At 64.3% G+C, this 22,189-nt stretch carries 23 protein-coding genes and 1 other RNA gene; 18 read left to right on the top strand and 6 right to left on the bottom strand.

The features are described 5' to 3' along the window. Positions 1 to 60 precede the first annotated feature (60 nt). A complete protein-coding gene (gene zapE, locus PTT45_RS21910; RefSeq protein WP_273816107.1) occupies positions 61 to 1,155 on the top strand; it encodes a cell division protein ZapE in 1,095 nt (364 codons plus the stop codon). 80 nt (positions 1,156 to 1,235) lie between these two features. Here zapE and PTT45_RS21915 read toward each other — a convergent pair whose 3' ends face one another. After that, positions 1,236 to 2,138, bottom strand: a complete 903-nt coding sequence (locus PTT45_RS21915) for a GlxA family transcriptional regulator (protein ID WP_273816162.1) — start codon at positions 2,136 to 2,138, stop codon at positions 1,236 to 1,238. Positions 2,139 to 2,360: 222 nt separating this feature from the next. On the opposite strand from PTT45_RS21915, the gene PTT45_RS21920 reads away from it, so the two are divergent. Continuing rightward, positions 2,361 to 3,497, top strand: a complete 1,137-nt coding sequence (locus PTT45_RS21920) for an acyl-CoA dehydrogenase family protein (protein ID WP_273816108.1) — start codon at positions 2,361 to 2,363, stop codon at positions 3,495 to 3,497. Between the two features lie 45 nt (positions 3,498 to 3,542). On the opposite strand, the gene PTT45_RS21925 is transcribed toward PTT45_RS21920, so the two are convergent. Further along, positions 3,543 to 4,580, bottom strand: a complete 1,038-nt coding sequence (locus tag PTT45_RS21925) for an NADP(H)-dependent aldo-keto reductase (RefSeq protein WP_273816109.1) — start codon at positions 4,578 to 4,580, stop codon at positions 3,543 to 3,545. 278 nt (positions 4,581 to 4,858) lie between these two features. Between PTT45_RS21925 and rplM the strand changes: the two genes are divergently transcribed. The 7 genes from rplM (at position 4,859) to PTT45_RS21960 (ending at position 9,672) form a co-directional block, all read left to right on the top strand. Further along, a complete protein-coding gene (gene rplM, locus PTT45_RS21930) occupies positions 4,859 to 5,287 on the top strand; it encodes a 50S ribosomal protein L13 (RefSeq protein WP_043309119.1) in 429 nt (142 codons plus the stop codon). Positions 5,288 to 5,301: 14 nt separating this feature from the next. Then, on the top strand, positions 5,302 to 5,694 hold the full coding sequence (gene rpsI / locus PTT45_RS21935) for a 30S ribosomal protein S9 (protein ID WP_021701334.1): 393 nt from the start codon (positions 5,302 to 5,304) through the stop codon (positions 5,692 to 5,694). Between the two features lie 253 nt (positions 5,695 to 5,947). After that, on the top strand, positions 5,948 to 6,541 hold the full coding sequence (gene petA, locus PTT45_RS21940; protein WP_273816110.1) for a ubiquinol-cytochrome c reductase iron-sulfur subunit: 594 nt from the start codon (positions 5,948 to 5,950) through the stop codon (positions 6,539 to 6,541). Continuing rightward, positions 6,541 to 7,752, top strand: a complete 1,212-nt coding sequence (locus PTT45_RS21945) for a cytochrome b (protein ID WP_273816163.1) — start codon at positions 6,541 to 6,543, stop codon at positions 7,750 to 7,752. Before petA ends, PTT45_RS21945 begins: the two co-directional genes overlap by 1 nt. Continuing rightward, positions 7,752 to 8,534 (top strand): cytochrome c1, encoded by a 783-nt coding sequence (locus tag PTT45_RS21950; RefSeq protein WP_273816111.1) that lies wholly within the window; start codon positions 7,752 to 7,754, stop codon positions 8,532 to 8,534. The genes PTT45_RS21945 and PTT45_RS21950 overlap by 1 nt, the downstream gene beginning before the upstream one ends. A 90-nt stretch (positions 8,535 to 8,624) precedes the next feature. After that, positions 8,625 to 9,242 (top strand): glutathione S-transferase N-terminal domain-containing protein, encoded by a 618-nt coding sequence (locus PTT45_RS21955; protein ID WP_273816112.1) that lies wholly within the window; start codon positions 8,625 to 8,627, stop codon positions 9,240 to 9,242. A 16-nt stretch (positions 9,243 to 9,258) separates the two neighbouring features. After that, the gene (locus PTT45_RS21960) at positions 9,259 to 9,672 is read left to right on the top strand and encodes a ClpXP protease specificity-enhancing factor (RefSeq protein ID WP_273816113.1); all 414 of its coding nucleotides are present in this window, start codon (positions 9,259 to 9,261) and stop codon (positions 9,670 to 9,672) included. Positions 9,673 to 9,740: 68 nt separating this feature from the next. On the opposite strand, the gene PTT45_RS21965 is transcribed toward PTT45_RS21960, so the two are convergent. From PTT45_RS21965 to PTT45_RS21980, 4 genes are all read right to left on the bottom strand, one after another. After that, the gene (locus PTT45_RS21965; RefSeq protein WP_273816114.1) at positions 9,741 to 10,274 is read right to left on the bottom strand and encodes a BON domain-containing protein; all 534 of its coding nucleotides are present in this window, start codon (positions 10,272 to 10,274) and stop codon (positions 9,741 to 9,743) included. Next, positions 10,271 to 10,864, bottom strand: a complete 594-nt coding sequence (locus PTT45_RS21970) for a phosphoheptose isomerase (protein WP_273816115.1) — start codon at positions 10,862 to 10,864, stop codon at positions 10,271 to 10,273. The genes PTT45_RS21965 and PTT45_RS21970 overlap by 4 nt, the downstream gene beginning before the upstream one ends. 130 nt (positions 10,865 to 10,994) lie before the next feature. Next, positions 10,995 to 11,351, bottom strand: coding sequence for a YraN family protein (locus PTT45_RS21975; RefSeq protein ID WP_273816164.1), 357 nt, complete (start codon positions 11,349 to 11,351; stop codon positions 10,995 to 10,997). Beyond that, positions 11,347 to 13,158 carry a penicillin-binding protein activator gene (locus PTT45_RS21980; RefSeq protein WP_273816116.1) on the bottom strand — a complete coding sequence of 604 codons (1,812 nt, stop codon included), beginning with the start codon at positions 13,156 to 13,158 and terminating at the stop codon, positions 11,347 to 11,349. The genes PTT45_RS21975 and PTT45_RS21980 overlap by 5 nt, the downstream gene beginning before the upstream one ends. A gap of 121 nt (positions 13,159 to 13,279) precedes the next feature. Here PTT45_RS21980 and rsmI point away from each other — a divergent pair, with 121 nt between their 5' ends. The 9 genes from rsmI to mraY all read left to right on the top strand — a co-directional run bounded on the left by rsmI (position 13,280) and on the right by mraY (position 22,188). After that, positions 13,280 to 14,149 carry a 16S rRNA (cytidine(1402)-2'-O)-methyltransferase gene (gene rsmI / locus PTT45_RS21985; protein ID WP_273816117.1) on the top strand — a complete coding sequence of 290 codons (870 nt, stop codon included), beginning with the start codon at positions 13,280 to 13,282 and terminating at the stop codon, positions 14,147 to 14,149. Between the two features lie 40 nt (positions 14,150 to 14,189). Then, an RNA gene (rnpB, locus tag PTT45_RS21990) (RNase P RNA component class A) lies at positions 14,190 to 14,539 on the top strand. A 297-nt stretch (positions 14,540 to 14,836) separates the two neighbouring features. Beyond that, the gene (gene mraZ / locus PTT45_RS21995; protein WP_043309109.1) at positions 14,837 to 15,292 is read left to right on the top strand and encodes a division/cell wall cluster transcriptional repressor MraZ; all 456 of its coding nucleotides are present in this window, start codon (positions 14,837 to 14,839) and stop codon (positions 15,290 to 15,292) included. A 2-nt stretch (positions 15,293 to 15,294) separates the two neighbouring features. Continuing rightward, a complete protein-coding gene (gene rsmH, locus PTT45_RS22000) occupies positions 15,295 to 16,236 on the top strand; it encodes a 16S rRNA (cytosine(1402)-N(4))-methyltransferase RsmH (protein ID WP_273816118.1) in 942 nt (313 codons plus the stop codon). After that, the gene (gene ftsL, locus PTT45_RS22005) at positions 16,233 to 16,526 is read left to right on the top strand and encodes a cell division protein FtsL (protein WP_273816119.1); all 294 of its coding nucleotides are present in this window, start codon (positions 16,233 to 16,235) and stop codon (positions 16,524 to 16,526) included. Before rsmH ends, ftsL begins: the two co-directional genes overlap by 4 nt. Next, positions 16,523 to 18,274, top strand: a complete 1,752-nt coding sequence (locus PTT45_RS22010) for a peptidoglycan D,D-transpeptidase FtsI family protein (protein ID WP_273816120.1) — start codon at positions 16,523 to 16,525, stop codon at positions 18,272 to 18,274. Before ftsL ends, PTT45_RS22010 begins: the two co-directional genes overlap by 4 nt. Beyond that, positions 18,274 to 19,737, top strand: a complete 1,464-nt coding sequence (gene murE, locus PTT45_RS22015) for a UDP-N-acetylmuramoyl-L-alanyl-D-glutamate--2,6-diaminopimelate ligase (protein WP_273816121.1) — start codon at positions 18,274 to 18,276, stop codon at positions 19,735 to 19,737. Before PTT45_RS22010 ends, murE begins: the two co-directional genes overlap by 1 nt. Next, positions 19,730 to 21,103, top strand: coding sequence for a UDP-N-acetylmuramoyl-tripeptide--D-alanyl-D-alanine ligase (locus PTT45_RS22020; protein ID WP_273816122.1), 1,374 nt, complete (start codon positions 19,730 to 19,732; stop codon positions 21,101 to 21,103). Before murE ends, PTT45_RS22020 begins: the two co-directional genes overlap by 8 nt. A gap of 2 nt (positions 21,104 to 21,105) precedes the next feature. After that, positions 21,106 to 22,188, top strand: a complete 1,083-nt coding sequence (gene mraY, locus PTT45_RS22025) for a phospho-N-acetylmuramoyl-pentapeptide-transferase (RefSeq protein ID WP_043309103.1) — start codon at positions 21,106 to 21,108, stop codon at positions 22,186 to 22,188. Position 22,189: the final 1 nt, after the last annotated feature.

Here is a 22,189-nt window from a genome sequence, read left to right on the forward strand (position 1 = left end):
GCCAAGCACGGGGCGCGTCGCTAAAGTGACCGCCCCGTTTTTGTTACCGAAGTTCCCAGCATGACTCCTCTTGAGCGCTACCAGGCCGATTTGAAGCGGCCGGACTTCTTCCACGACGCTGCGCAGGAAAACGCTGTGCGCCACCTGCAGCGCCTGTACGACGATCTGGTCGCCCAGGACCAGGCCAAGTCCGGCCTGCTCGGCAAGCTGTTCGGCAAGAAGCCGCAGGGCCCGGTCAGAGGCATCTATTTCTGGGGCGGCGTCGGCCGCGGCAAGACCTACCTGGTCGACACCTTCTTCGACGCGCTGCCGTTCAAGCAGAAGATGCGTACCCACTTCCACCGCTTCATGAAGCGCGTGCACGAAGAGATGCGCACCCTCAAGGGCGAGAAGAACCCGCTGACCATCATCGGCAAGCGCTTCTCCGACGAGGCGCGGGTGATCTGCTTCGACGAGTTCTTCGTCAGCGACATCACCGACGCCATGATCCTCGCTACCCTGCTCGAGGAGCTGTTCAAGAACGGCGTGAGCCTGGTGGCCACCTCCAACATCGTGCCGGACGGCCTGTACAAGGAAGGCCTGCAGCGCGCGCGCTTCCTGCCGGCCATCGCCCTGCTCAAGCAGCACACCGAGATCGTCAACGTCGACAGCGGCGTGGACTACCGCCTGCGTGCCCTGGAGCAGGCCGAGCTGTTCTACAGCCCGCTCGGCGCCGACGCCGAGAGCAGCCTGAAGCGCAGCTTCACGAGCCTGCTGCCGGACTGCACCCAGGCGGTGGAGAACGAGGCGCTGATCATCGAGAACCGCCCGATCAATGCCGTACGCGTCTGCGAGGACGTGGCCTGGTTCGAGTTCCGCGAGCTGTGCGACGGCCCGCGCAGCCAGAACGACTACATCGAGCTGGGCAAGATCTTCCACGCGGTGATCCTGGCCAACGTCGAGCAGATGGGCGTGGCCAAGGACGACATGGCGCGGCGCTTCATCAACCTGGTGGACGAGTTCTACGACCGCAACGTCAAGCTGATCATCTCGGCCGAAGTTGAGCTGAAGGACCTGTACAGCGGTGGCCGCCTGAACTTCGAGTTCCAGCGCACCCTGAGCCGCCTGCTGGAGATGCAGTCGCACGAGTTCCTGGCGCGCCCGCACAAGCCGTAATAGGCAGTGCGCTAAGCAAGAAGGGCTGCCCATGGGCGGCCCTTCTGCGTTTCAGGCGACCTGCGTAGGACTGCCTGCGCTCAGGCGCCGTCCTTATGCAGGAACTGGCGGCGGTACTGGTTGGGCGACAGCCCGGCATGCTGGCGGAACAGGCGGGCGAAGAAGCTGGCGTCGTCATAGCCCACTTCGTAGCTGATGGTCTTGATGCTCTTGCGCGTGGCGCTGAGCAGGCCCTTGGCCGTCTCGATGCGCAGGCGCTGCAGGTAGTGCAGCGGTTTGTCGCCGGTGGCGCTCTGGAAGCGCCGCATGAAGTTGCGGATGCTCATGCCGTGCTGGCGCGCCACGTCCTCGATGCGGAATTTCTCGGCGAAGTGCTCCTCCAGCCACTGCTGCACCTGCAGGATGGCCACGTCCTGGTGCAGCTTCTGTCCGCCGAAGCCGATGCGCCCGGGGCTGTAGCTGCGCTGGGTCTCGTAGAGGATGTCGCGCGATACGCCCTGGGCGATGCCGGCGCCGCAGTAGCGCTCGATCAGGTAGATGTACAGATCGCAGGCCGAAGTGACGCCGCCGGCGCAGTACAGGTTGTCGGCATCCGACAGGTGCTTGTCCTGGTTGAGCAGCACCTTGGGGAAGCGTTCGCCGAACTCGCGGAAGAAGCGCCAGTAGGTGGTCGCCTCCTTGCCGTCGAGCAGGCCGGCCTGGGCCATCCAGAACACCCCGGTGGCCTCGCCGCAGATAGCGCGGCCGGCGGCGTGGCGCTCGCGCAGCCAGGGCAGCACCTGCGGATAGCGCTGGCAGAGAGCGTCGAAGTCACCCCAGAAGGCCGGCAGGATGACCACATCGGCGTCGTCGAGAGGGCCATCCACGGGGATGACCGCCTCGCTGAAGCTGGTAACCGCCTGGCCGTCCGGGCTGAGGATGCGAATCTGGAACAGTGAGGCGAGGCTCTGGCCCTGCTGCTTGCTGTGGCGCATGGCGGCCATGTGGAAGAAGTCGCGGGCCTGCATCAGGGTGGCGGCGAAGACGCCATCGGTCGCCAGGATGGCGATGCGTGTAGGTGACATGTTTGTTGTTCTTGTTGGTGATTAATTGGTCATCAGGTGGCTGGATCGTCTTATTTTTTGTCGCATGTGTCCAGTGCCCGCGCTGCGGGCGCTGGCCTAGAGTGGGGCCCATCCAATGACCACTCAGATGCAGGTACAACAATGATTCCAAGAACCCTGTTCAGCTCCGAGCACGAGCTTTTCCGCGAGTCCGTACGCAAGTTCTTCGAGCAGGAGGCGGTGCCCTACCACGCTCAGTGGGAGAAGGACGGGCACATCGATCGCGCGCTGTGGAACAAGGCGGGCGAGGCCGGCATGCTCTGCTCGCACATTCCGGAAGAGTACGGCGGCATGTCTGCGGACTTCCTCTACAGCGCCGTGGTCATCGAGGAGCAGGCGCGCCTGGGCCTGACCGGCGTGGGTTTCTCCCTGCATTCGGATATCGCCGCGCCGTACATCCTCCATTACGGTTCGGAAGAGCAGAAGCAGCATTACCTGCCGAAGATGGTCAGCGGCGAAGTCGTCACCGCCATCGCCATGACCGAGCCGGGTACCGGTTCCGACCTGCAAGGCGTGAAGACCACCGCCGTGCTGGATGGCGACGAGTACGTCATCAATGGCTCGAAGACCTTCATTACCAACGGCTGGCTGGCCGACATGGTGATCGTGGTCGCCAAGACCGACCCGAAGGGTGGTGCCAAGGGCATCAGCCTGTTCCTGGTGGATGCCAGCACCCCGGGGTTCTCCAAGGGCAAGCGCCTGGAGAAGGTGGGCATGAAGGCTCAGGACACCTCCGAGCTGTTCTTCCAGGATGTGCGCGTGCCCAAGGGCAACCTGCTGGGCAAGGAAGGTATGGGCTTCATCTACCTGATGCAGGAGCTGCCACAGGAGCGCCTGACCGTCGGCGTCGGCGCCATCGCCTCGGCCGAGGCGGCGATCAAGTGGACCCTCGACTACACCCGTGAGCGCAAGGCCTTTGGCCGGGCCGTGTCGGACTTCCAGAACACCCGCTTCAAGCTGGCCGAGATGACCACCGAAGTGCAGATCGGCCGGGTGTTCGTCGACCGCTGCCTGGAGTTGCACCTGAACAAGAAGCTCGATGTGCCGACCGCGGCGATGCTCAAGTACTGGGGTACCGACCTGCAGTGCAAGGTGATCGACGAGTGCGTGCAGCTGCATGGCGGCTACGGCTACATGTGGGAGTACCCGATCGCCCGCGCCTGGGCGGATTCGCGGGTGCAGCGCATCTATGCCGGCACCAACGAGATCATGAAGGAGATCATCAGTCGCGCCCTGTAAGCGCGGTGGATGCGAAAAGCCCGGCACTTGCCGGGCTTTTTCGTTTCACGGGGCCGGGTTGGGTTGCTCGCGGTGGATCGCCTCGATGGCGGCCAGCAGCTCGTCGCTTAGCTCCAGGCTAGCGCTGCCGAGATTGCTCTCCAGCTGCTCCAGAGTGGTGGCGCCGATGATGTTGCTGGTGACGAACGGCTGGCGGGTGACGAAGGCCAGGGCCATCTGCGCCGGATCGACGTCGTGTCCGCGCGCCAGGTGTACGTAGCGATCGCAGGCCGCCTGCGCCTGTGGATTGGTGTAGCGGGCGAAGCGGCTGAACAGGGTGATGCGCGCGTTCACCGGACGGGCGCCGTTCTCGTACTTGCCGGAGAGCATGCCGAAGGCCAGCGGCGAGTAGGCCAGCAGGCCGCATTGCTCGCGGATGGCTACCTCGGCCAGGCCGACCTCGAAGCTGCGGTTGAGCAGGTTGTAGGGGTTCTGGATCGACACGGCGCGCGGTAGGCCGAGGCTGTCGGCCAGCTGGAGGAATTTCATGGTGCCCCAGGGCGTCTCGTTGGACAGGCCGATGTGGCGGATCTTGCCGGCCTTGACCTGCTCGCCGAGCGCCTCGAGGGTCTCCTGCAGCGGCGTGAAGTCCTGTTCCTGGTGGCGATAGCCGAGTTGGCCGAAGAAATTGGTGCTGCGCTCCGGCCAGTGCAGTTGGTACAGATCGATCCAGTCGGTCTGCAGGCGCTTCAGGCTGGCATCCAGCGCCTCGGCGATATGTCGGCGGTTGTGCTTCAGGTTGCCGCCGCGGATGTAGTCGATGCCGTTGCCGGGGCCGGCCACCTTGCTCGCCAGTACCCAGTCGGCGCGGTTGCCGCGGGCCTTGAAGTAGTTGCCGATGATGCGCTCGGTGGCGCCGTAGGTCTCGCCGCGCGGCGGCACCGGGTACATCTCGGCAGTGTCGAGGAAATTGATGCCGGCGGCGCGCGCGCGGTCGATCTGGGCGAAGCCCTCGGCTTCGTTGTTCTGCTCGCCCCAGGTCATGCTGCCCAGGCACAGGGCGCTGACGTTGAGGTCGCTGCGGCCCAGTTGACGGTATTCCATGTGCGGTTCCTTGGTTTCAGGCAGAAGCGCCAAGCATAAAGCAGGTTGCTATTTTCGCTGCAATCGGCATAATTCCGCGGCTCTCTCGACGGCACGCCTAGCCAATGCGAGAGGGAAGGTGGGGATGCCTAGCCCACCGACAACCCCTGCCGTAGCGGACGTGCTGACCCGAGCCCCCGATAGCGTCTGTTTCCGGCCGTCTTTGACCTTGTCAAAGCAAGCACTATTCAGTAAGATCCGCCGTCTTATTTTCAGGGCGGCCCCTGAGGCTATAGCGAATGAAGACTTTTACTGCAAAACCGGAAACTGTTAAGCGCGACTGGTACGTCGTCGACGCTGCAGGTCAGACCCTGGGTCGTCTGGCCACCGAAATCGCTAGCCGCCTGCGCGGCAAGCACAAGCCGGAATACACCCCGCACGTTGATACCGGCGACTACATCGTCGTAATCAACGCCGAGCAGGTGCGTGTAACTGGCGCCAAGACCTCCGACAAAATGTACTACTCGCACTCCGGTTTCCCGGGTGGCATCAAGGAAATCAGCTTCGAGAAGCTGATCGCCAAGGCCCCCGAGCGCGTGATCGAGACCGCGGTCAAGGGCATGCTGCCGAAGAACCCGCTGGGTCGCGACATGTATCGCAAGCTGAAGGTGTACAAGGGTGCCAACCACCCGCACGCCGCTCAGCAGCCCCAAGAACTGAAGATTTAACGGAATAGTTCATTATGTCGGCGACTCAAAATTACGGCACTGGCCGTCGCAAGACTGCAACCGCACGCGTTTTCCTGCGTCCGGGTACTGGCAAAATCTCCATCAACAACCGCAGCCTGGATAACTTCTTCGGCCGCGAGACCGCTCGCATGGTCGTGCGTCAGCCGCTGGAGCTGACCGAGACCACCGAGAAGTTCGACATCTACGTCACCGTTCTCGGTGGTGGTGTCAGCGGTCAAGCCGGTGCCATCCGTCATGGCATCACCCGCGCTCTGATCGAGTACGACGAAAGCCTGCGCAGCCCGCTGCGTAAAGCCGGCTACGTCACTCGTGACGCCCGTGAAGTCGAGCGTAAGAAAGTGGGTCTGCGTAAAGCTCGTAAGCGTCCGCAGTACTCCAAGCGTTAATTCGCTGCTACGTTCAAAGACGCCCAGCTTCCTTTTGGAACTGGGCGTTTTTTATTGCTTTGATTTTTCTGTGCGACAACCTGTCGCATTAGCGGAAGGCCCGGTCTGCAAGGGCTGCGACCAATTTGTATCGGGTAATTACCTTGTCAGAAAAGGGGCTTTTCTTTACCATTCGGCAAATTTTTGTGCGGCCCGATTTATTACTTAGTAGAGGCCTGAACAACAGGCCACAAAGCTGATGGGAGACGACTGAATGAGCAATGACGGCGTGAATGCAGGCCGGCGTCGCTTCCTGGTGGCGGCCACTTCGGTGGTTGGTGCTGCCGGAGCGGTGGGGGCTGCGACCCCGTTCGTGGGGTCATGGTTCCCCAGTGCCAAGGCCAAGGCGGCCGGTGCACCGGTGAAAGTGAATATCGCCAAGGTCGAGCCTGGCCAACAAATGGTCGCCGAATGGCGCGGCCAGCCGGTATTCATCGTGCACCGCACCGAGGAAATCCTGGCTAACCTGGGCAAGATCCATGACCGCATGGCTGACCCGGAATCCGCTTCCTCTGTGCAGCCGGAGTACGTCGACAAGACCAGTCGCTCGATCAAGCCGGAAATCCTGGTGCTGGTCGGCCTGTGCACCCACCTGGGTTGCTCGCCGTCCTTCCGTCCGGAAGTGGCGCCGGCCGACCTCGGTCCGGAGTGGGTCGGTGGCTACTTCTGCCCGTGCCACGGCTCCCGCTACGACCTCGCCGGTCGTGTCTACAAGGCCCAGCCCGCGCCGCTGAACCTGCCGGTTCCGCCGCATTCCTACGAGTCCGATGAAGTCATCATCGTCGGCGTGGACCAGGAGAAAGCATGATGGAAAAATTCATGGCCTGGATCGATGCGCGCTTCCCCGCTACCAAGATGTGGGAAGACCATCTGAGCAAGTACTACGCACCGAAGAACTTCAACTTCTTCTACTTCTTCGGCTCGCTGGCCCTGCTGGTACTGGTCAACCAGATCCTCACCGGCATCTGGCTGACCATGAGCTTCACCCCGTCCGCCGAGGAAGCCTTCGCTTCCGTCGAGTACATCATGCGCGACGTGGAGTTCGGCTGGATCATCCGCTACCTGCACTCCACCGGTGCTTCCGCGTTCTTCGTGGTGGTCTACCTGCACATGTTCCGCGGTCTGCTCTACGGCTCCTACCAGAAGCCGCGTGAGCTGGTGTGGATCTTCGGCATGCTGATCTACCTGTGCCTGATGGCCGAAGCCTTCATGGGCTACCTGCTGCCGTGGGGTCAGATGTCCTACTGGGGCGCCCAGGTGATCATCTCGCTGTTCGGTGCCATCCCGGTGATCGGTGATGACCTGACCATGTGGATCCGCGGTGACTACCTGATCTCCGGTATCACCCTGAACCGCTTCTTCGCCTTGCACGTGATCGCCCTGCCGATCGTCCTGCTTGGCCTGGTCGTGCTGCACATCCTGGCGCTGCACGAGGTTGGCTCGAACAACCCGGACGGCGTGGACATCAAGAAGCACAAGGACGAGAACGGCATTCCGCTCGACGGCATCGCTTTCCACCCGTACTACTCGGTGAAAGACATCGTTGGCGTGGTGGTCTTCCTGTTCGTGTTCTGTGCCGTGGTGTTCTTCTTCCCGGAGATGGGCGGTTACTTCCTCGAGAAGCCTAACTTCGAGCAGGCCAACCCGTTCAAGACTCCTGAGCACATCGCTCCGGTGTGGTACTTCACCCCGTTCTACGCCATTCTGCGCGCCGTTCCGGACAAGCTGCTGGGCGTCATCGCCATGGGCGCTGCCATCGCCGTTCTGTTCGTGCTGCCATGGCTGGACCGTAGCCCGGTCAAGTCCATGCGCTACAAGGGCTGGCTGAGCAAGATCTGGCTGGTGGTGTTCTGCGTGTCCTTCGTGATCCTCGGCGTGCTGGGTGTACTGGCTCCGACTCCGGGCCGCACCCTGCTGTCGCAGATCTGCACCGCGCTGTATTTCGCCTACTTCATCCTGATGCCGTTCTACACCCGGATGGAGAAAACCAAACCGGTTCCGGAAAGGGTGACTGGCTGATGAAAAAGCTATTTGCTGCATTTGTTATCGCCGCACTGCCGGCACTGTCCTTCGCTGCTGGTGGCCATGACGTGCACCTCGATCAGGTCGACATCGACCTGACCGACAAGGCTGCCCTGCAGGATGGCGCGCGTACCTTCGCCAACTACTGCATGGGTTGCCACAGCGCCAAGTTCCAGCGCTACGAGCGCGTTGCCGATGACATCGGCATTCCGCACGAACTGATGCTGGAGAACCTGGTGTTCACTGGCGCGAAGATCGGCGACCACATGAAGATCGGCATGCAGCCGCAGGACGCCAAGTCCTGGTTCGGCGCTGCGCCGCCCGACCTGACCCTGGTTGCCCGCGTGCGCGGCACCGACTGGCTGTACACCTACCTGCGCACCTTCTACGAGGATCCGACTCGTCCGCTGGGCGCCAACAACAAGGTGTTCCCGAACGTCGGCATGCCCAACGTGCTGGTCGGCCTGCAGGGTCGTCAGGTAGTGGGTTGCAAGCAGGTTCAGGTAGTCGAGGACGGCAAGAAGCAGTACGACCCGCTGACCGGCGCGCCGATCACCCACGAGGCCTGCGATCAGCTGACCATCGTGCCGAAGACCGGCAAGCTGACCGAAGCTGAGTTCGATGAGAAGGTGCACAACCTGGTGACCTTCCTCGCCTACTCGGCCAACCCGGTCAAGCTGGAGAGCCAGCGCATCGGTACCTACGTGCTGCTGTACCTGGCCTTCCTCTTCGTATTCGCCTATCTGCTGAAGCGCGAATACTGGAAGGACGTGCACTGATACACTGCGTTACCGCTGTAGACGCACGCGCCCCTCAAGGGCGCGTGCGTTTTTCTGTTTCTGCCATATCGAAAAGCGAGGAGGGACGCCATGGCCGCGACCAATAAGCTGGCCTGTTATTCCGACCCTGCCGACCACTATTCCCATCGCGTGCGTCTGGTGCTGGCCGAGAAGGGTGTCAGTGCCGAGATCATCGACGTCCTGCCCGGGCGCTGCCCGCCCAAGCTGGCCGACGCCAACCCCTACGGCGGCGTACCGACCCTGGTCGATCGCGACCTGGCTTTGTATGAGTCCACCGTGGTGATGGAGTATCTCGACGAGCGCTATCCGCACCCGCCATTGCTGCCGGTCTACCCAGTCGACCGGGCCAAGAGCCGTCTGCTGATGCACCGCATCCAGCGTGACTGGGTCAAGCTGGTCGATCAGATCCTCGACTCGCGCACCAAGGAGGCCGACAAGGCCGTGGCGCGCAAGGAGCTGCGCGAGAGCCTCACCGGCGTGTCGCCGCTGTTCGCTGACAAGGCGTTCTTCCTCAGCGATGAGCTGAGCCTGGTGGACTGCTGCCTGCTGCCGATCCTGTGGCGTCTGCCGCGGCTGGGCATCGAGCTGCCGCGCCCGGCCAAGCCGCTGCTGGATTACATGGAGCGTATGTTTGCCCGCGAGGCCTTCCAGGCCAGTCTGTCCACCGTCGAGCGCGACATGCGCTGAGCCGAAGGAGGCCAACATGAACTCCAGTCGTCCCTATCTGGTACGCGCCCTCTACGAGTGGATCGTCGACAACGACTGCACTCCGCATCTGCTGGTCAATGCCGAGTTTCCGCAGGTGCGTGTGCCGGCTGGTTACGCCAATGACGGCCAGATCGTGCTCAACGTATCGCCCAGCGCCGTGCGCAACCTGCACATGGACAACGAGGCGGTGAGTTTCGAGGGCCGCTTCGGCGGTGTGGCCCATCAGCTGTATATCCCGTCCGGCGCCATGCTGGCGATCTATGCGCGGGAGAACGGCCAGGGCATGGTCTTCGAGCTGGAGCCGCCGGTGGATGACGACGAGGAGGGTCCGGAGCCCGATGGTGACGGTCCATCCGATGACGAGCCGCCACGACCCAGCGGGCGCCCCAGTCTCAAGGTGGTCAAGTAGCAAAGAAAAAGGCGATCCGAGGATCGCCTTTTGCATGTCTGCCGTGGCGCAGGAGGGCCTGCGCTGGCTTAGTTGGTGTACTGATACAGCGTGACGATCTTCTGCACGCCGGAAGCGCCGGAGGCCACATTGGTGGCGGCTGCGCCTTCGGCACGGGTGACCAGGCCCAGCAGGTAGACGATGCCGTTCTCGGTCACCACCTTGACCTTGGAGCTCGGTACGGCGCTGTCGGCCAGCATCAGGGTCTTGATCTTACTGGTGATCAGCGCGTCGTTGCTGCGTGCCAGGCCCGAAGTGGGCTGCAGCACCTGGATCTCGTTGTGCAGCTTCTTCACGCCCTGCACGCCGTTGGCGACCTGGCCGGCCTTTTCCTTGAGGTCGGCCCGTGGGGCCTGGCCGGCCAGCAGGATCACGCCGTTGTAGGAGGTCACCACGATGTGCGAGGTCGGGCTGGTGAGGTCGGCGTGCGAGCGAGAGATCGCGCTGGCCACGTTGGGCTCGAGGAACTGGTCGTCGATCTTGTTGCCGATGCTGCGGTTGCTGCAGCCGCCCAGGGCCAGGCCGAGGGCGAGGGTAACGAGGATCAGCGGGTTGCGGGTCATTCTTCACTCCCGAAAAGTTGGCGGTCGATCAGGTCGCACAGGCAGTGGATTGCCAGCAGGTGTACTTCCTGGATGCGTGCAGTGACCTTGGAGGGCACGCGGATTTCCACGTCTTCCGGCAGCAGCAGCGAGGCCATGCCACCGCCGTCGCGACCGGTCAGGGCCACGACCAGCATCTCGCGGTCGTGCGCGGCCTGGATGGCCTGGATGACGTTGGCCGAGTTGCCGCTGGTGGAGATCGCCAGCAGCACGTCGCCGGGCTGGCCCAGGGCGCGGATCTGCTTGGAGAAGATCTCGTTGTAGCTGTAGTCGTTGGCGATCGAGGTGATGGTCGAGCTGTCGGTGGTCAGGGCGATGGCCGGCAGGCTGGGGCGCTCGCGCTCGAAGCGGTTGAGCAGCTCGGAGGAGAAGTGCTGCGAGTCGCCGGCGGAGCCGCCGTTACCACAGGCGAGGATCTTGCCCTCGTGGAGCAGCGAATTGACCATCACCTGGCTGGCGTGCTCGATGAAGGGGACCAGGACTTCCATGGCCTGCTGTTTGGTGTCGATGCTCGCTTGGAACATCTGGCGGATGCGGTTCTGCATGTCCATGGAATGAAACCTTAGGTGTGCTGGCTGATGAGACAGCCGAACGGGTCGGAAGTCGTCGTGGCGTTTGCTGAAAAAGTTTTTACCTGAGGGCGCCGCCGCGAGTCGACTAGAAATCCTTGATCGGGCTTATTCACGTTTCGAAAGCGTTGCGTAGCCAGTTGAGTCCGCTGCTGCCGGGGCCGATCGCCACCACGTCGAAGCGGCAGGGCTGCTTGCCCCAGCGGTTCTCGCGTTGCAGGAACAGTTCTGCGGCGAGAATCAGACGCTGGCGCTTGCGCCCGTCGACGCTCTCCAGTGCGCCGCCCCAGGCGGCGTGCTTGCGGTAGCGGACTTCGACGAATACTACTGTATCGCCGTCGAGCATGACCAGATCGAGCTCGCCGCCGCGGCAGCTCCAGTTCTGCGCTAGCAGGCGCAGGCCCTGTTGCTGCAGGTGGTCGCGCGCCAATGCCTCGGCGCTGCGACCACTGTCCTGGGTGCTCTTAATTGATCGCGTCCGGCAGGCGCTGGACCTGGCCGTTGCGGAACTCGGCCCAGGGTAGCTGGCGCTCCACGCGCTGGGCCTGGTTCAGGCTCAGGTTGCCGGAGAGGCCTTCTACCTGGCTATCCGGCAGGGCCTTGAGCTGGCTCAGGCGCGGGGCCAGGCGGAACGCGTCGACACCCATGGCGTACAGGCGACCCAGGCTGCCGGCAGCCTGCGGCCATTGCTGGTCGACCTGCTGGCGCAGTGCGTCGTTGGCGTCCAGCAGCCAGGGGGTCTCGCAGAAACGGATGCCTTCCAGGTCCTGGTACTGCGCCGGGTTCTGGCCTCCGGTGTAGAGGTGCGAGGTGGCGTAGACCGGCAGGTCGCCGGCGTACTGGAAGGCCAGGGTCGGCTTGATCTGCTGGGCCTGCTGCGGAGTGGCGGCGAGGAAGATGAAGTCGATGTCCTGGCGGCGCGACGGCAGGGCGGCCAGCTGGGTACCCAGGGTGCTCTGCAGGCGCTTGGCGCGGGCTTCGCTCTGGCGCAGCTGGAGCAGATCGGCGATCTGCTGAGCCAGCTCCACCGGCTGGTCGACATGCTCGGCGGCGATCAGGTTGCCGCCGGCGGCCTGCCAGCTCTGCTGGAAGGCGGCCAGTACGCGATTGCCCCATTCGCCGCGCGGCACCAGCGCCACGGCACTGCGCATGCCATCGGCCCAGGCGCGGCGGGCCACTTCGCGGGCCTCGTCCTCGGCGGCCAGGCCGAACTGGAACAGCTGGGCCGGGGCTTCGCGGCCGGCGTCGCTGTAGTTCAGGGCAAGGGTGGTCAGCGGCAGTTGCGGGCGCTCGCTGAGCTGTTTGACCAGCGGTTTCTCCAGCGGGCCGACCACCAGTTGTACGCCATCGGCCTGGGCCTGGCGGTAGAAGTCGTCCAGCGAGGACAGGTGAGCGCTGTCGTACAGGACCACTTCCGGTGGGTTCTGCCCGGCCTGCTGCGCCTGATAGTGGGCAGCCAGGAAGCCGTCACGCAGGGCGCGGGCTACCGAGGCGAGCTGGCCATCCTGCGGCAGTAGCAGGGCGATCTTCTGCAGTGGCTGGCCGGCCAGTTCCTTCAGCTTGCCCAGCGCCTGAGGCAGCTGTTCGGCTGCCGGATGGCCGGCGTGCTGGTTCTTCCAGGTGTCGATGGCGGCCAATTGTTGGTCCGGGGTGCCGGCGCTCTTGGTCGCCAACGCCAGGCTCAGCCAGCCGTCGAGATCGCTGTCGCCGGAGCTGATCAGCTGGCTCTGCGGCAGGCTGGAGACCAGGCCCCAGATGGCTTCGTGGTTGCTCTGTGCGGCTTCGCCGGACAGCAGCGGGGCGATGAATACCCGCTCGCGAGCGGCGGCGAGAGTCTGGCCATCGGCCTCCAGGGCGCGGGCACGAACCAGCTGGGTGCGGGTTTGTTGCTCTACCGGCAGCTCGGCCAGGCGTTCCAGGCTCGGGTGCTGCAGAGCCTTGAGGGCACTCTTCGGCTTGTTGCGGGCCAAGGCCAGTTCGGCCTGCAGCGTGGCGGCGAACACCTGCTGGGCCGGTTTCAGGCCCTCAATCGATACTTCATCGAGAATGCGCGTGGCGCGGCCGATGTCCTGCTGGCGGTAGGCCAGGTCTGCAGCGGAGAGACGCAGCAGGGCGGCCTGCTCCGGCTGGCTCTGGCCGGCCTGCTGCAGCAGCTGGTCGATACTGGCCTGCGGCGTGCGCGGCAATTCGCCCAGGCTGGACGAGGGCGAGCTGGCACAAGCGGCGAGCAGGCCGGCGAGGCAGAGGGCGGAGAGCGGGCGCAGGCAGGCGATCATCGAATACGGTCCTGGTACTGATCAGAAAGAAGGCAGGATTGTACCCAAGCCCCACGGCAGGCGCGATGTCGGGGGCGTGAAACGGGCTACAATGCGCGCTTTCCGCAAGTGAGGTGTGCCCGTGAGTGCTTCCGCCGTTTCTTCCGCCACTGGCACGCTGTATGTGGTTGCCACGCCGATCGGCAACCTGGATGACATCACTGCGCGCGCTTTGCGCATCCTGGCGGAGGTGGCGCTGATCGCCGCCGAAGATACCCGTCATTCAGCTCGCCTACTGCAGCACTTCGGGATCGGCACACCGCTGGCCGCCTGTCATGAGCACAACGAGCGCGATCAGGGCGGCCGTTTCCTCGCTCGCTTGCAGTCTGGCGAAGACGTGGCGCTGATCTCCGACGCCGGTACGCCGCTGATTTCCGATCCCGGCTTCCATCTGGTGCGTGCCGCGCGAGCGGTGGGCATCCGCGTGGTGCCGGTGCCGGGCGCCTGTGCGCTGATCGCGGCGCTATCGGCAGCTGGCCTGCCTTCGGATCGCTTCAGTTTCGAGGGTTTCCTGCCGGCCAAGACAGTCGGGCGCCGCTCGCGCCTGGAGCAGGTTAGAGAGGATGGCCGCACGCTTATCTATTACGAGGCTCCGCATCGCCTGCTGGAATCCCTGGCTGACATGCGCGATATCTTCGGTGCCGATCGCATGGCCGTGCTGGGGCGCGAGCTGACAAAGACCTTCGAGACCCTCAAGGGACTGCCGCTGGGCGAGCTGCACGATTGGGTGGCTGCCGACAGCAACCAGCAGCGCGGCGAGTGCGTGATCCTGGTTTCCGGCTGGCAGGAGCCGGAGGGCGAAGATGCAGTCAGTGCCGAGGCACTGCGCGTACTCGATCTGCTGTTGGCCGAACTACCGCTCAAGCGTGCTGCGGCGCTGGCGGCGGAGATCACTGGCGTGCGCAAGAACCTGCTGTACCAGGCTGCCCTCGATCGGCAGAAGGGCGCTTGAGCTTGTCCTGAGGCGCTCGGGTCGTTACCCTTGGCGGCGGAGAGTCGATCGGACAGTCGCTGCCTTCTTCATTGAAGGGGGAGGAAAGTCCGGGCTCCATAGGGCGGAGTGCCAGGTAACGCCTGGGAGGCGCGAGCCTACGGAAAGTGCCACAGAAAATAACCGCCTAAGCGCTTCGGCGCCGGTAAGGGTGAAAAGGTGCGGTAAGAGCGCACCGCACGGCTGGTAACAGTTCGTGGCTAGGCAAACCCCACTCGGAGCAAGACCAAATAGGGTTCCATCGGCGTGGCCCGCGCTGGAACCGGGTAGGTTGCTAGAGGCGTGCAGTGATGTACGTCGTAGAGGAATGACTGTCCTCGACAGAACCCGGCTTACAGATCGACTCTCCTCCTTTCTCTTCTATCCGCTTCGCCTCTCAATACCGAAAAATTCTTACTCTTAAGAAATTACTTTAAGTTCGAAGTTTAGCTTCATGAGCTCGCTGAAATTCGCCTGCCAAAACCCCTCGTTTTGCTTCTAAAAAATCCCCTCTTAGTTCGCTAAATCACCGTCCCATAAGGATTTTTCCCCGTTTGCGCGCCTTGACGCTAAGGGTTGTGCGTTTCTATAGTGTGTCGAAGTGGCACAAAGTGGAAAAAAGTGGGTCATAAGGGCATGGAAAGCTAATTACAGTGGGGAAGCGCAGCCTTGTTTCGTGGAGCTAACGCCATCAGTCTCGACGCCAAAGGGCGACTCGCGATGCCGAGCCGGTATCGCGACGAGCTCGTTTCGCGTTGTTCTGGCCAGCTCATCGTCACCATCGATGCCGTAGATCCCTGCCTGTGTGTTTATCCCCTGCCCGAGTGGGAGCTGATCGAAGCCAAGCTCCGTGACCTGCCATCTCTGCGTGAAGAAACCCGCCGCCTGCAGCGCTTGCTGATCGGCAATGCCGTGGACATCGAACTGGACGGCAGTGGCCGTTTCCTCGTGCCGCCGCGCCTGCGCGCGCATGCGGGTCTGGACAAGCACGCGATGCTGGTCGGCCAACTGAACAAATTCCAACTGTGGAACGAGGATGCCTGGAACGCGCTTGCCGACGCCGATCTGGCGGCCATCAAACAACCCGGTGCTCTGCCGGACGACCTGCGCGACCTGATCCTGTGACCATGACCAATAGCTTCCGCCATATCACCGTACTGCTCGACGAGGCCGTCGATGCCCTCGCCTTGCGCGAAGGCGGCTGCTACCTCGATGGCACCTTCGGGCGCGGAGGGCACAGTCGGCTGATTCTGCAAAGGCTCGGGCCAGACGGTCGCCTGCTCGGATTCGACAAGGATCCACAAGCAATCGCGACGGGAAATGCACTGGCGGCCGAAGACGGCCGCTTCGTCGTTGTACAGCGCAGCTTCGCCGAGCTGGGTGAAGAGGCGGTCGCGCGTGGCCTGGTCGGCAAGATCGACGGTCTGCTGCTCGACCTCGGCGTATCGTCGCCGCAGCTGGACGATGCCGAGCGCGGCTTCAGCTTCCTCAACGACGGCCCGCTGGACATGCGCATGAATCCGGATGCCGGCATCAGCGCCGCCCAGTTCATCGCCACCGCCAGCGCCGACGAGATTGCCCGGGTCTTCAAGGAATATGGCGAGGAACGCTTCGCCAAGCGCATGGCCCGCGCCGTGGTCGAGCGCCGCGAGCAGAAGCCGTTCGAGCGCACCGCTGATCTGGCTGCCGTGCTGACCGAGGCCAATCCGGCCTGGGAGAAGGGCAAGAATCCGGCGACCCGCGCCTTCCAGGGCCTGCGTATCCACGTCAACAACGAACTGGGTGATCTGGAGCGCGGTCTCGATGCCGCTCTCGAGTCGCTGGCCGTGGGTGGTCGCCTGGTGGTGATCAGCTTCCACTCGCTGGAAGACCGTATCGTCAAACAGTTCATGAAGCGCCAGGCCAAGGGCGAGGCGGACAACCTGCCGCGCGACCTGCCGATCATTCCCAAGGCCTTCGAGCCGCGTCTCAAGCTGCTGGGCAAACCGCAGTTCGCCTCCGAGGCTGAACTCAAGGCCAACCCGCGCTCGCGCAGCGCGGTCATGCGCGTAGCGGAGAAGCTGCGTTGAGTCGCCTTTACGCCAAGCCGTTGCCGCCCGGCAGCCTGTTGCTGGCGTTGCTGTTCGGCTCCGTGCTGCTGTCGGCGATTGCGGTTGCCTACAGCGCGCACTGGAACCGCCAGTTGCTCAATGCGCTGTATACCGAGCTCAGTGTGCGTGACAAGGTGCAGGCCGAATGGGGCCGTCTGGTCCTGGAGCAGAGCACCTGGACCGCGCACAACCGTATCGAAGCCCTGGCCAGCGGCCAGCTGAAGATGCGTATCCCCGAGCCGACCGAAGTGCAGATGGTGGCGCCATGATCGGTCTCGAAGGCGCTCTCTATCCCTGGCGCTTCCGCCTGGTGCTGGCCCTGCTGGCGCTGATGGTCGGTGCCATCGCCTGGCGCATCGTCGACCTGCACGTGATCGACCACGATTTCCTTCAGGCCCATGGCGATGCGCGCAGCGTGCGGCACATTCCGATTCCGGCGCACCGTGGCCTGATCACCGACCGCAATGGCGAGCCGCTGGCCGTCAGTACCCCGGTGACCACCCTGTGGGCCAATGGCAAGGAGCTGTTCAAGGCGCAGGATCGCTGGGCCGACCTGGCTGCGGCACTCGGGCAGGAGTCCAAGTCCTTCGCCCAGCGCCTGAGTCAGGCTCAGGAACGCGAATTCATGTACCTGGTGCGTGGCCTGACCCCCGAGCAGGGCCAGCGTGTGCTCGACCTCAAGGTGCCGGGCGTTTACGGCCTGGAGGAGTTCCGCCGCTTCTACCCGGCTGGCGAAGTGACGGCCCACGTGGTCGGCTTCACCGATGTCGATGATCGTGGCCGCGAAGGCGTCGAGCTGGCCTTCGAGGAGTGGCTGGCCGGTGTGCCCGGCAAGCGCCAGGTGCTCAAGGATCGCCGCGGCCGTCTGATCAAGGACGTGCAGGTCGCCCAGAACGCCAAGGCTGGCAAGACCCTGGCCCTGTCCATTGACCTGCGCCTGCAGTACCTGGCCCATCGCGAGCTGCGCAACGCGCTGATCGAGCAGGGCGCCAAGGCCGGCAGCCTGGTGATGATCGACGTGAAGACCGGCGAGATCCTCGCCATGGTCAACCAGCCGTCCTACAACCCGAACAACCGCCGCAACCTGCAGCCCGCCGCGATGCGCAACCGCGCCATGATCGACGTGTTCGAGCCGGGTTCGACCGTGAAGCCGATCTCCATGGCCGCCGCCCTGCAGACCGGGCGCTGGAAGCCGGAAGACAAGGTCGAGGTCTACCCGGGCTCGCTGCAGATCGGTCGCTACACCATCAAGGACGTGTCCAAGACCCAGGGTCCGGTGCTGGACCTAACCGGCATCCTGATCAACTCGTCCAACGTCGGCATGAGCAAGGTCGCCTTCGATATCGGTGGCGAGACCATCCACGACATGATGAGCAAGGTCGGCTTCGGCCAGGACACCGGCCTGGGCTTCCCCGGCGAGCGCGTCGGCGAGCTACCCAGCTACCGCGAGTGGCGCAAGGCCGAGACCGCCACCCTGTCCTACGGCTACGGCGTGTCGGTGACTGCCATCCAGATGGCCCATGCCTACGCCACCCTGGCCAACAACGGGCAGGTGTTGCCGTTGTCCATGACCCGCGTCGATCGTCAGCCGGTCGGCGCCCAGGTGGTACCGCCGGAAGTGGCCAAGACCCTGCAGGGCATGCTGCAGCAGGTGATCGAGGCGCCGCGTGGCGTGTTCCGTGCTCAGGTTCCGGGCTATCACGTCTCCGGCAAGAGCGGCACCGCACGTAAGGCCAGTGTCGGCACCAAGGGCTACACCGCCAACGCCTATCGCTCGATGTTCGCCGGCTTTGCGCCGAGCTCCAATCCGCGCATCGCCATGTTTGTGGTGGTGGATGAGCCGAGCAAGGACGGTTACTTCGGAGGCCTGGTTTCCGCGCCCGTCTTCAGCAAGGTGATGGCCGGCTCTCTGCGCCTGATGAACATCACCCCCGACAACCTGCCGCCGCCGGTCGACCCGGCCGCGGCTCAGCCGCAGACTGCCACTGCGGCCAGCACTCCGGGAGGGCGAATCTGATGCCCATGCCCCTTAATCAACTGCTGGCGCAGGCAAACAGCGCCGTACTGATCCGCGAACTGACCCTGGACAGCCGCAAGGTGCGCCCGGGCGACCTGTTCCTCGCCGTACCTGGCCTGGCCCAGGACGGTCGTGCCCATATCGCCGACGCCATTGCCCGCGGCGCTGCCGCCGTGGCCTACGAGGCCGAAGGCTCCTCCGTGGTCAGTGCCAAGGGCTCTGAGCTGGTGGCCATCAAAGGGTTGGCTGGGCAGCTGTCGGCCATCGCCGGGCGCTTCTATGGCGAGCCGAGTCGTGCGCTGCGTCTGGTCGGCGTCACCGGCACCAACGGCAAGACCAGTGTCAGCCAGCTGGTGGCTCAGGCGCTGGACCTGCTGGGCGAGCGCTGCGGCATCGTCGGCACCCTCGGCACCGGTTTCTACGACGCCCTGCAGAGCGGTCGCCACACCACGCCCGATCCGATCGCGGTGCAGGCTACCCTGGCCGACCTCAAGCAGGCCGGCGCGCGCGCCGTGGCCATGGAGGTTTCCTCCCACGGCCTGGATCAGGGTCGCGTAGCCGCGTTGGACTTCGGCCTGGCGGTGTTCACCAACCTGTCCCGCGACCACCTGGACTACCACGGCAGCATGGAAGCCTACGGTGCTGCCAAGGCCAAGCTGTTCGCCTGGCCAGACCTGAAGTGCCGGGTGATCAACCTGGACGACGAATTCGGTCGCCAGCTGGCTGCCGTACCGCATGAATCGCGCCTGATCGGCTACAGCCTGAGTGATGCATCGGCCTATCTGCACTGCCAGGAGGCGCGCTTCGGCGACCATGGCGTGCAGGCGCGGCTGATGACTCCGCAGGGAGAAGGCCTGCTGCGCAGCCCGCTGCTCGGTCGCTTCAACCTGAGCAATCTGCTGGCCGTGGTCGGCACGCTGCTTGGCCTCGGCTACCCGCTGGACGAAATTCTCTCGGTGATGCCGCAGCTGCAGGGCCCGGTTGGCCGCATGCAACGCTTCGGTGGTCAGCAGCTGCCGCTGGTGGTGGTCGACTACGCCCACACCCCGGATGCCCTGGAAAAAGTACTGGAAGCCCTGCGCCCACATGTCACCGGCCGCCTGCTGTGCCTGTTTGGCTGTGGTGGTGATCGTGATCGTGGCAAGCGCCCGCTGATGGCTGCAGTCGCCGAGCGCCTGGCCGATGCCGTGCTGGTCACCGATGACAATCCGCGCAGCGAAGACCCGGCGCAGATCGTGGCCGACATCCGCGCCGGCTTCGCCAAGCCGGAGGCCGTCGAGTTCGTGCATGGCCGTGGCGATGCTATCGCTCGTCTGGTCGCCGCCGCGCAGGTCGGCGATGTGGTACTGCTGGCCGGCAAGGGCCATGAGGATTACCAGGAGATTGCCGGCGTGCGTCATGCCTTCTCCGACCTGGATGAAACCGCCAAGGCCCTGCAGGCCTGGGAGGCCGCCCATGCTTAAGCCGCTGCTGCTGAGCGAAGTGGCCCCGGCGCTGGATGGCTACGTGGCGGGCGCCGACCTGGCGTTCTCCGCCGTTTCCACCGACAGCCGCAAGATCGAGGCCGGCCAGCTGTTCATCGCCCTGGTCGGGCCGAACTTCGACGGCCACAACTACCTGGCCGAAGTGGCCGCCAAGGGCGCCGTCGCTGCCCTGGTGCAGCGCGAAGTGGCCGATGCGCCGCTGCCACAGCTGGTCGTGGCCGATACCCGCGTCGCCCTGGGCCAGCTCGGTGCGCTGAATCGCGCCGCCTTCGCCAAGCCCCTGGCCGCCGTCACCGGCTCCAGCGGCAAGACCACGGTCAAGGAAATGCTCGCCAGCATCCTGCGCGCCGGCTTCAACGGTCCGGTGCTGGCCACCCGTGGCAACCTGAACAACGACCTCGGCGCGCCGCTGACCCTGCTGGAGCTGGCTCCCGAGCACGTCGGCGCGGTGATCGAGCTGGGCGCCAACCATGTCGGCGAGATCGCCTACACCGTCGGCCTGACCCGCCCGGACGTGGCCATCATCAACAACGCCGGTCTGGCCCATGTCGGCGAGTTCGGCGGGCCGGAGAAGATCGTCGAGGCCAAGGGCGAGATTCTCGAGGGCCTGAGCGAGCAGGGCATCGCCGTGCTCAACCGTGACGACAAAGCTTTCGCCACCTGGCAGGCCCGTGCCAAGGGGCGTCAGGTGCTGAGCTTCGCCCTGCGCGATCAGGCTGCCGATGTACATGCCACCGAGCTGTGGCGCGATGCCCGCGGCTGTGCCGGTTTCGCCCTGGCCGGCATCGCCGGTGCGGCGCGCATCCAGCTCAACCTGCTCGGTGAGCACAGCGTGGCCAATGCCCTGGCTTCCGCCGCCGCCGCGCATGCCCTCGGCGTGCCGCTGGTCGGGATCAAAGCCGGGCTGGAAGCGTTGCAACCGGTCAAGGGCCGCGCCGTGGCTGACCTGGCGCCGAACGGCGTGCGGGTGATTGATGACAGCTACAACGCCAACCCGCTGTCCATGTGTGCGGCAGTGGATATACTCGCCGCCTTCTCCGGTCGCACCGTTCTGGTGCTGGGAGATATGGGCGAGTTGGGCGAGTGGGCCGAGCAGGGCCATCGCGACGTCGGCGCCCATGCCGCCGGCAAGGTCGATGCCCTCTATGCCGTGGGTCCGCTGATGGCGCATGCCGTTGCGGCCTTCGGTGGCAATGGCCGTCATTTCGCCGATCAAGCCAGCCTGATCGAAGCGCTTCGCAGCGAGTCGGGCGACACCACCATTCTAATTAAAGGCTCGCGCAGCGCGGCGATGGACAAGGTCGTCGACGCGTTGCTGCAACGGGCATCCGGGGAGGCTCACTAATCATGCTGCTGCTGCTGGCGGAGTACCTGCAACAGTTCTACACCGGCTTCGGGGTGTTCCAGTACCTGACCCTGCGCGGGATCCTCGGCGTGCTTACCGCCCTGGCCCTGTCGCTGTGGCTCGGCCCCTGGATGATCCGCACCCTGCAGATCCGCCAGATCGGCCAGGCCGTGCGTAACGATGGCCCGCAGTCGCACCTGTCGAAGAAGGGCACGCCGACCATGGGTGGCGCGCTGATCCTCACCGCCATCGCCGTCAGCACCCTGCTCTGGGCCGACCTGTCCAACCGCTACGTGTGGACCGTGCTGGCCGTGACCCTGCTGTTCGGTGCCATCGGCTGGGTCGACGACTACCGGAAGGTGATCGAGAAGAACTCGCGTGGCCTGCCGAGCCGCTGGAAGTATTTCTGGCAGTCGGTGTTCGGCGGTGCTGCAGCCATCTTCCTTTATATGACTGCGCAGAGCCCGGTGGAGACCACCCTGATCCTGCCAGTGCTCAAGGATGTGGCCATCCCGCTGGGCGTGGGCTTCGTGGTGCTGACCTACTTCGTCATCGTCGGCACCAGCAACGCGGTCAACCTGACCGACGGCCTCGACGGCCTGGCCATCCTGCCGACCGTGATGGTGGCCGGTGCGCTGGCGATCTTCTGCTACCTGTCGGGCAACATCAAATTCGCCGAATACCTGCTGATTCCCTATGTGCCGGGCGCCGGTGAGCTGATCGTGTTCTGTGCCGCTCTGGTCGGTGCCGGCCTCGGCTTCCTGTGGTTCAACACCTATCCGGCCCAGGTCTTCATGGGTGACGTCGGCGCTCTGGCCCTCGGCGCCGCGCTGGGCACCATCGCCGTGATCGTCCGTCAGGAAGTGGTGCTGTTCATCATGGGCGGCGTGTTCGTCATGGAAACCCTGTCGGTGATGATCCAGGTCGCCAGCTTCAAGCTGACCGGCAAGCGCGTGTTCCGCATGGCGCCGATCCATCACCACTTCGAACTCAAAGGCTGGCCCGAGCCGCGCGTGATCGTGCGCTTCTGGATCATCACCGTGATCCTGGTGCTGGTCGGCCTGGCCACCCTGAAGCTGAGGTAAT

This window comes from Pseudomonas sp. Gutcm_11s (genome assembly GCF_028649395.1).
Taxonomy (GTDB): domain Bacteria; phylum Pseudomonadota; class Gammaproteobacteria; order Pseudomonadales; family Pseudomonadaceae; genus Aquipseudomonas.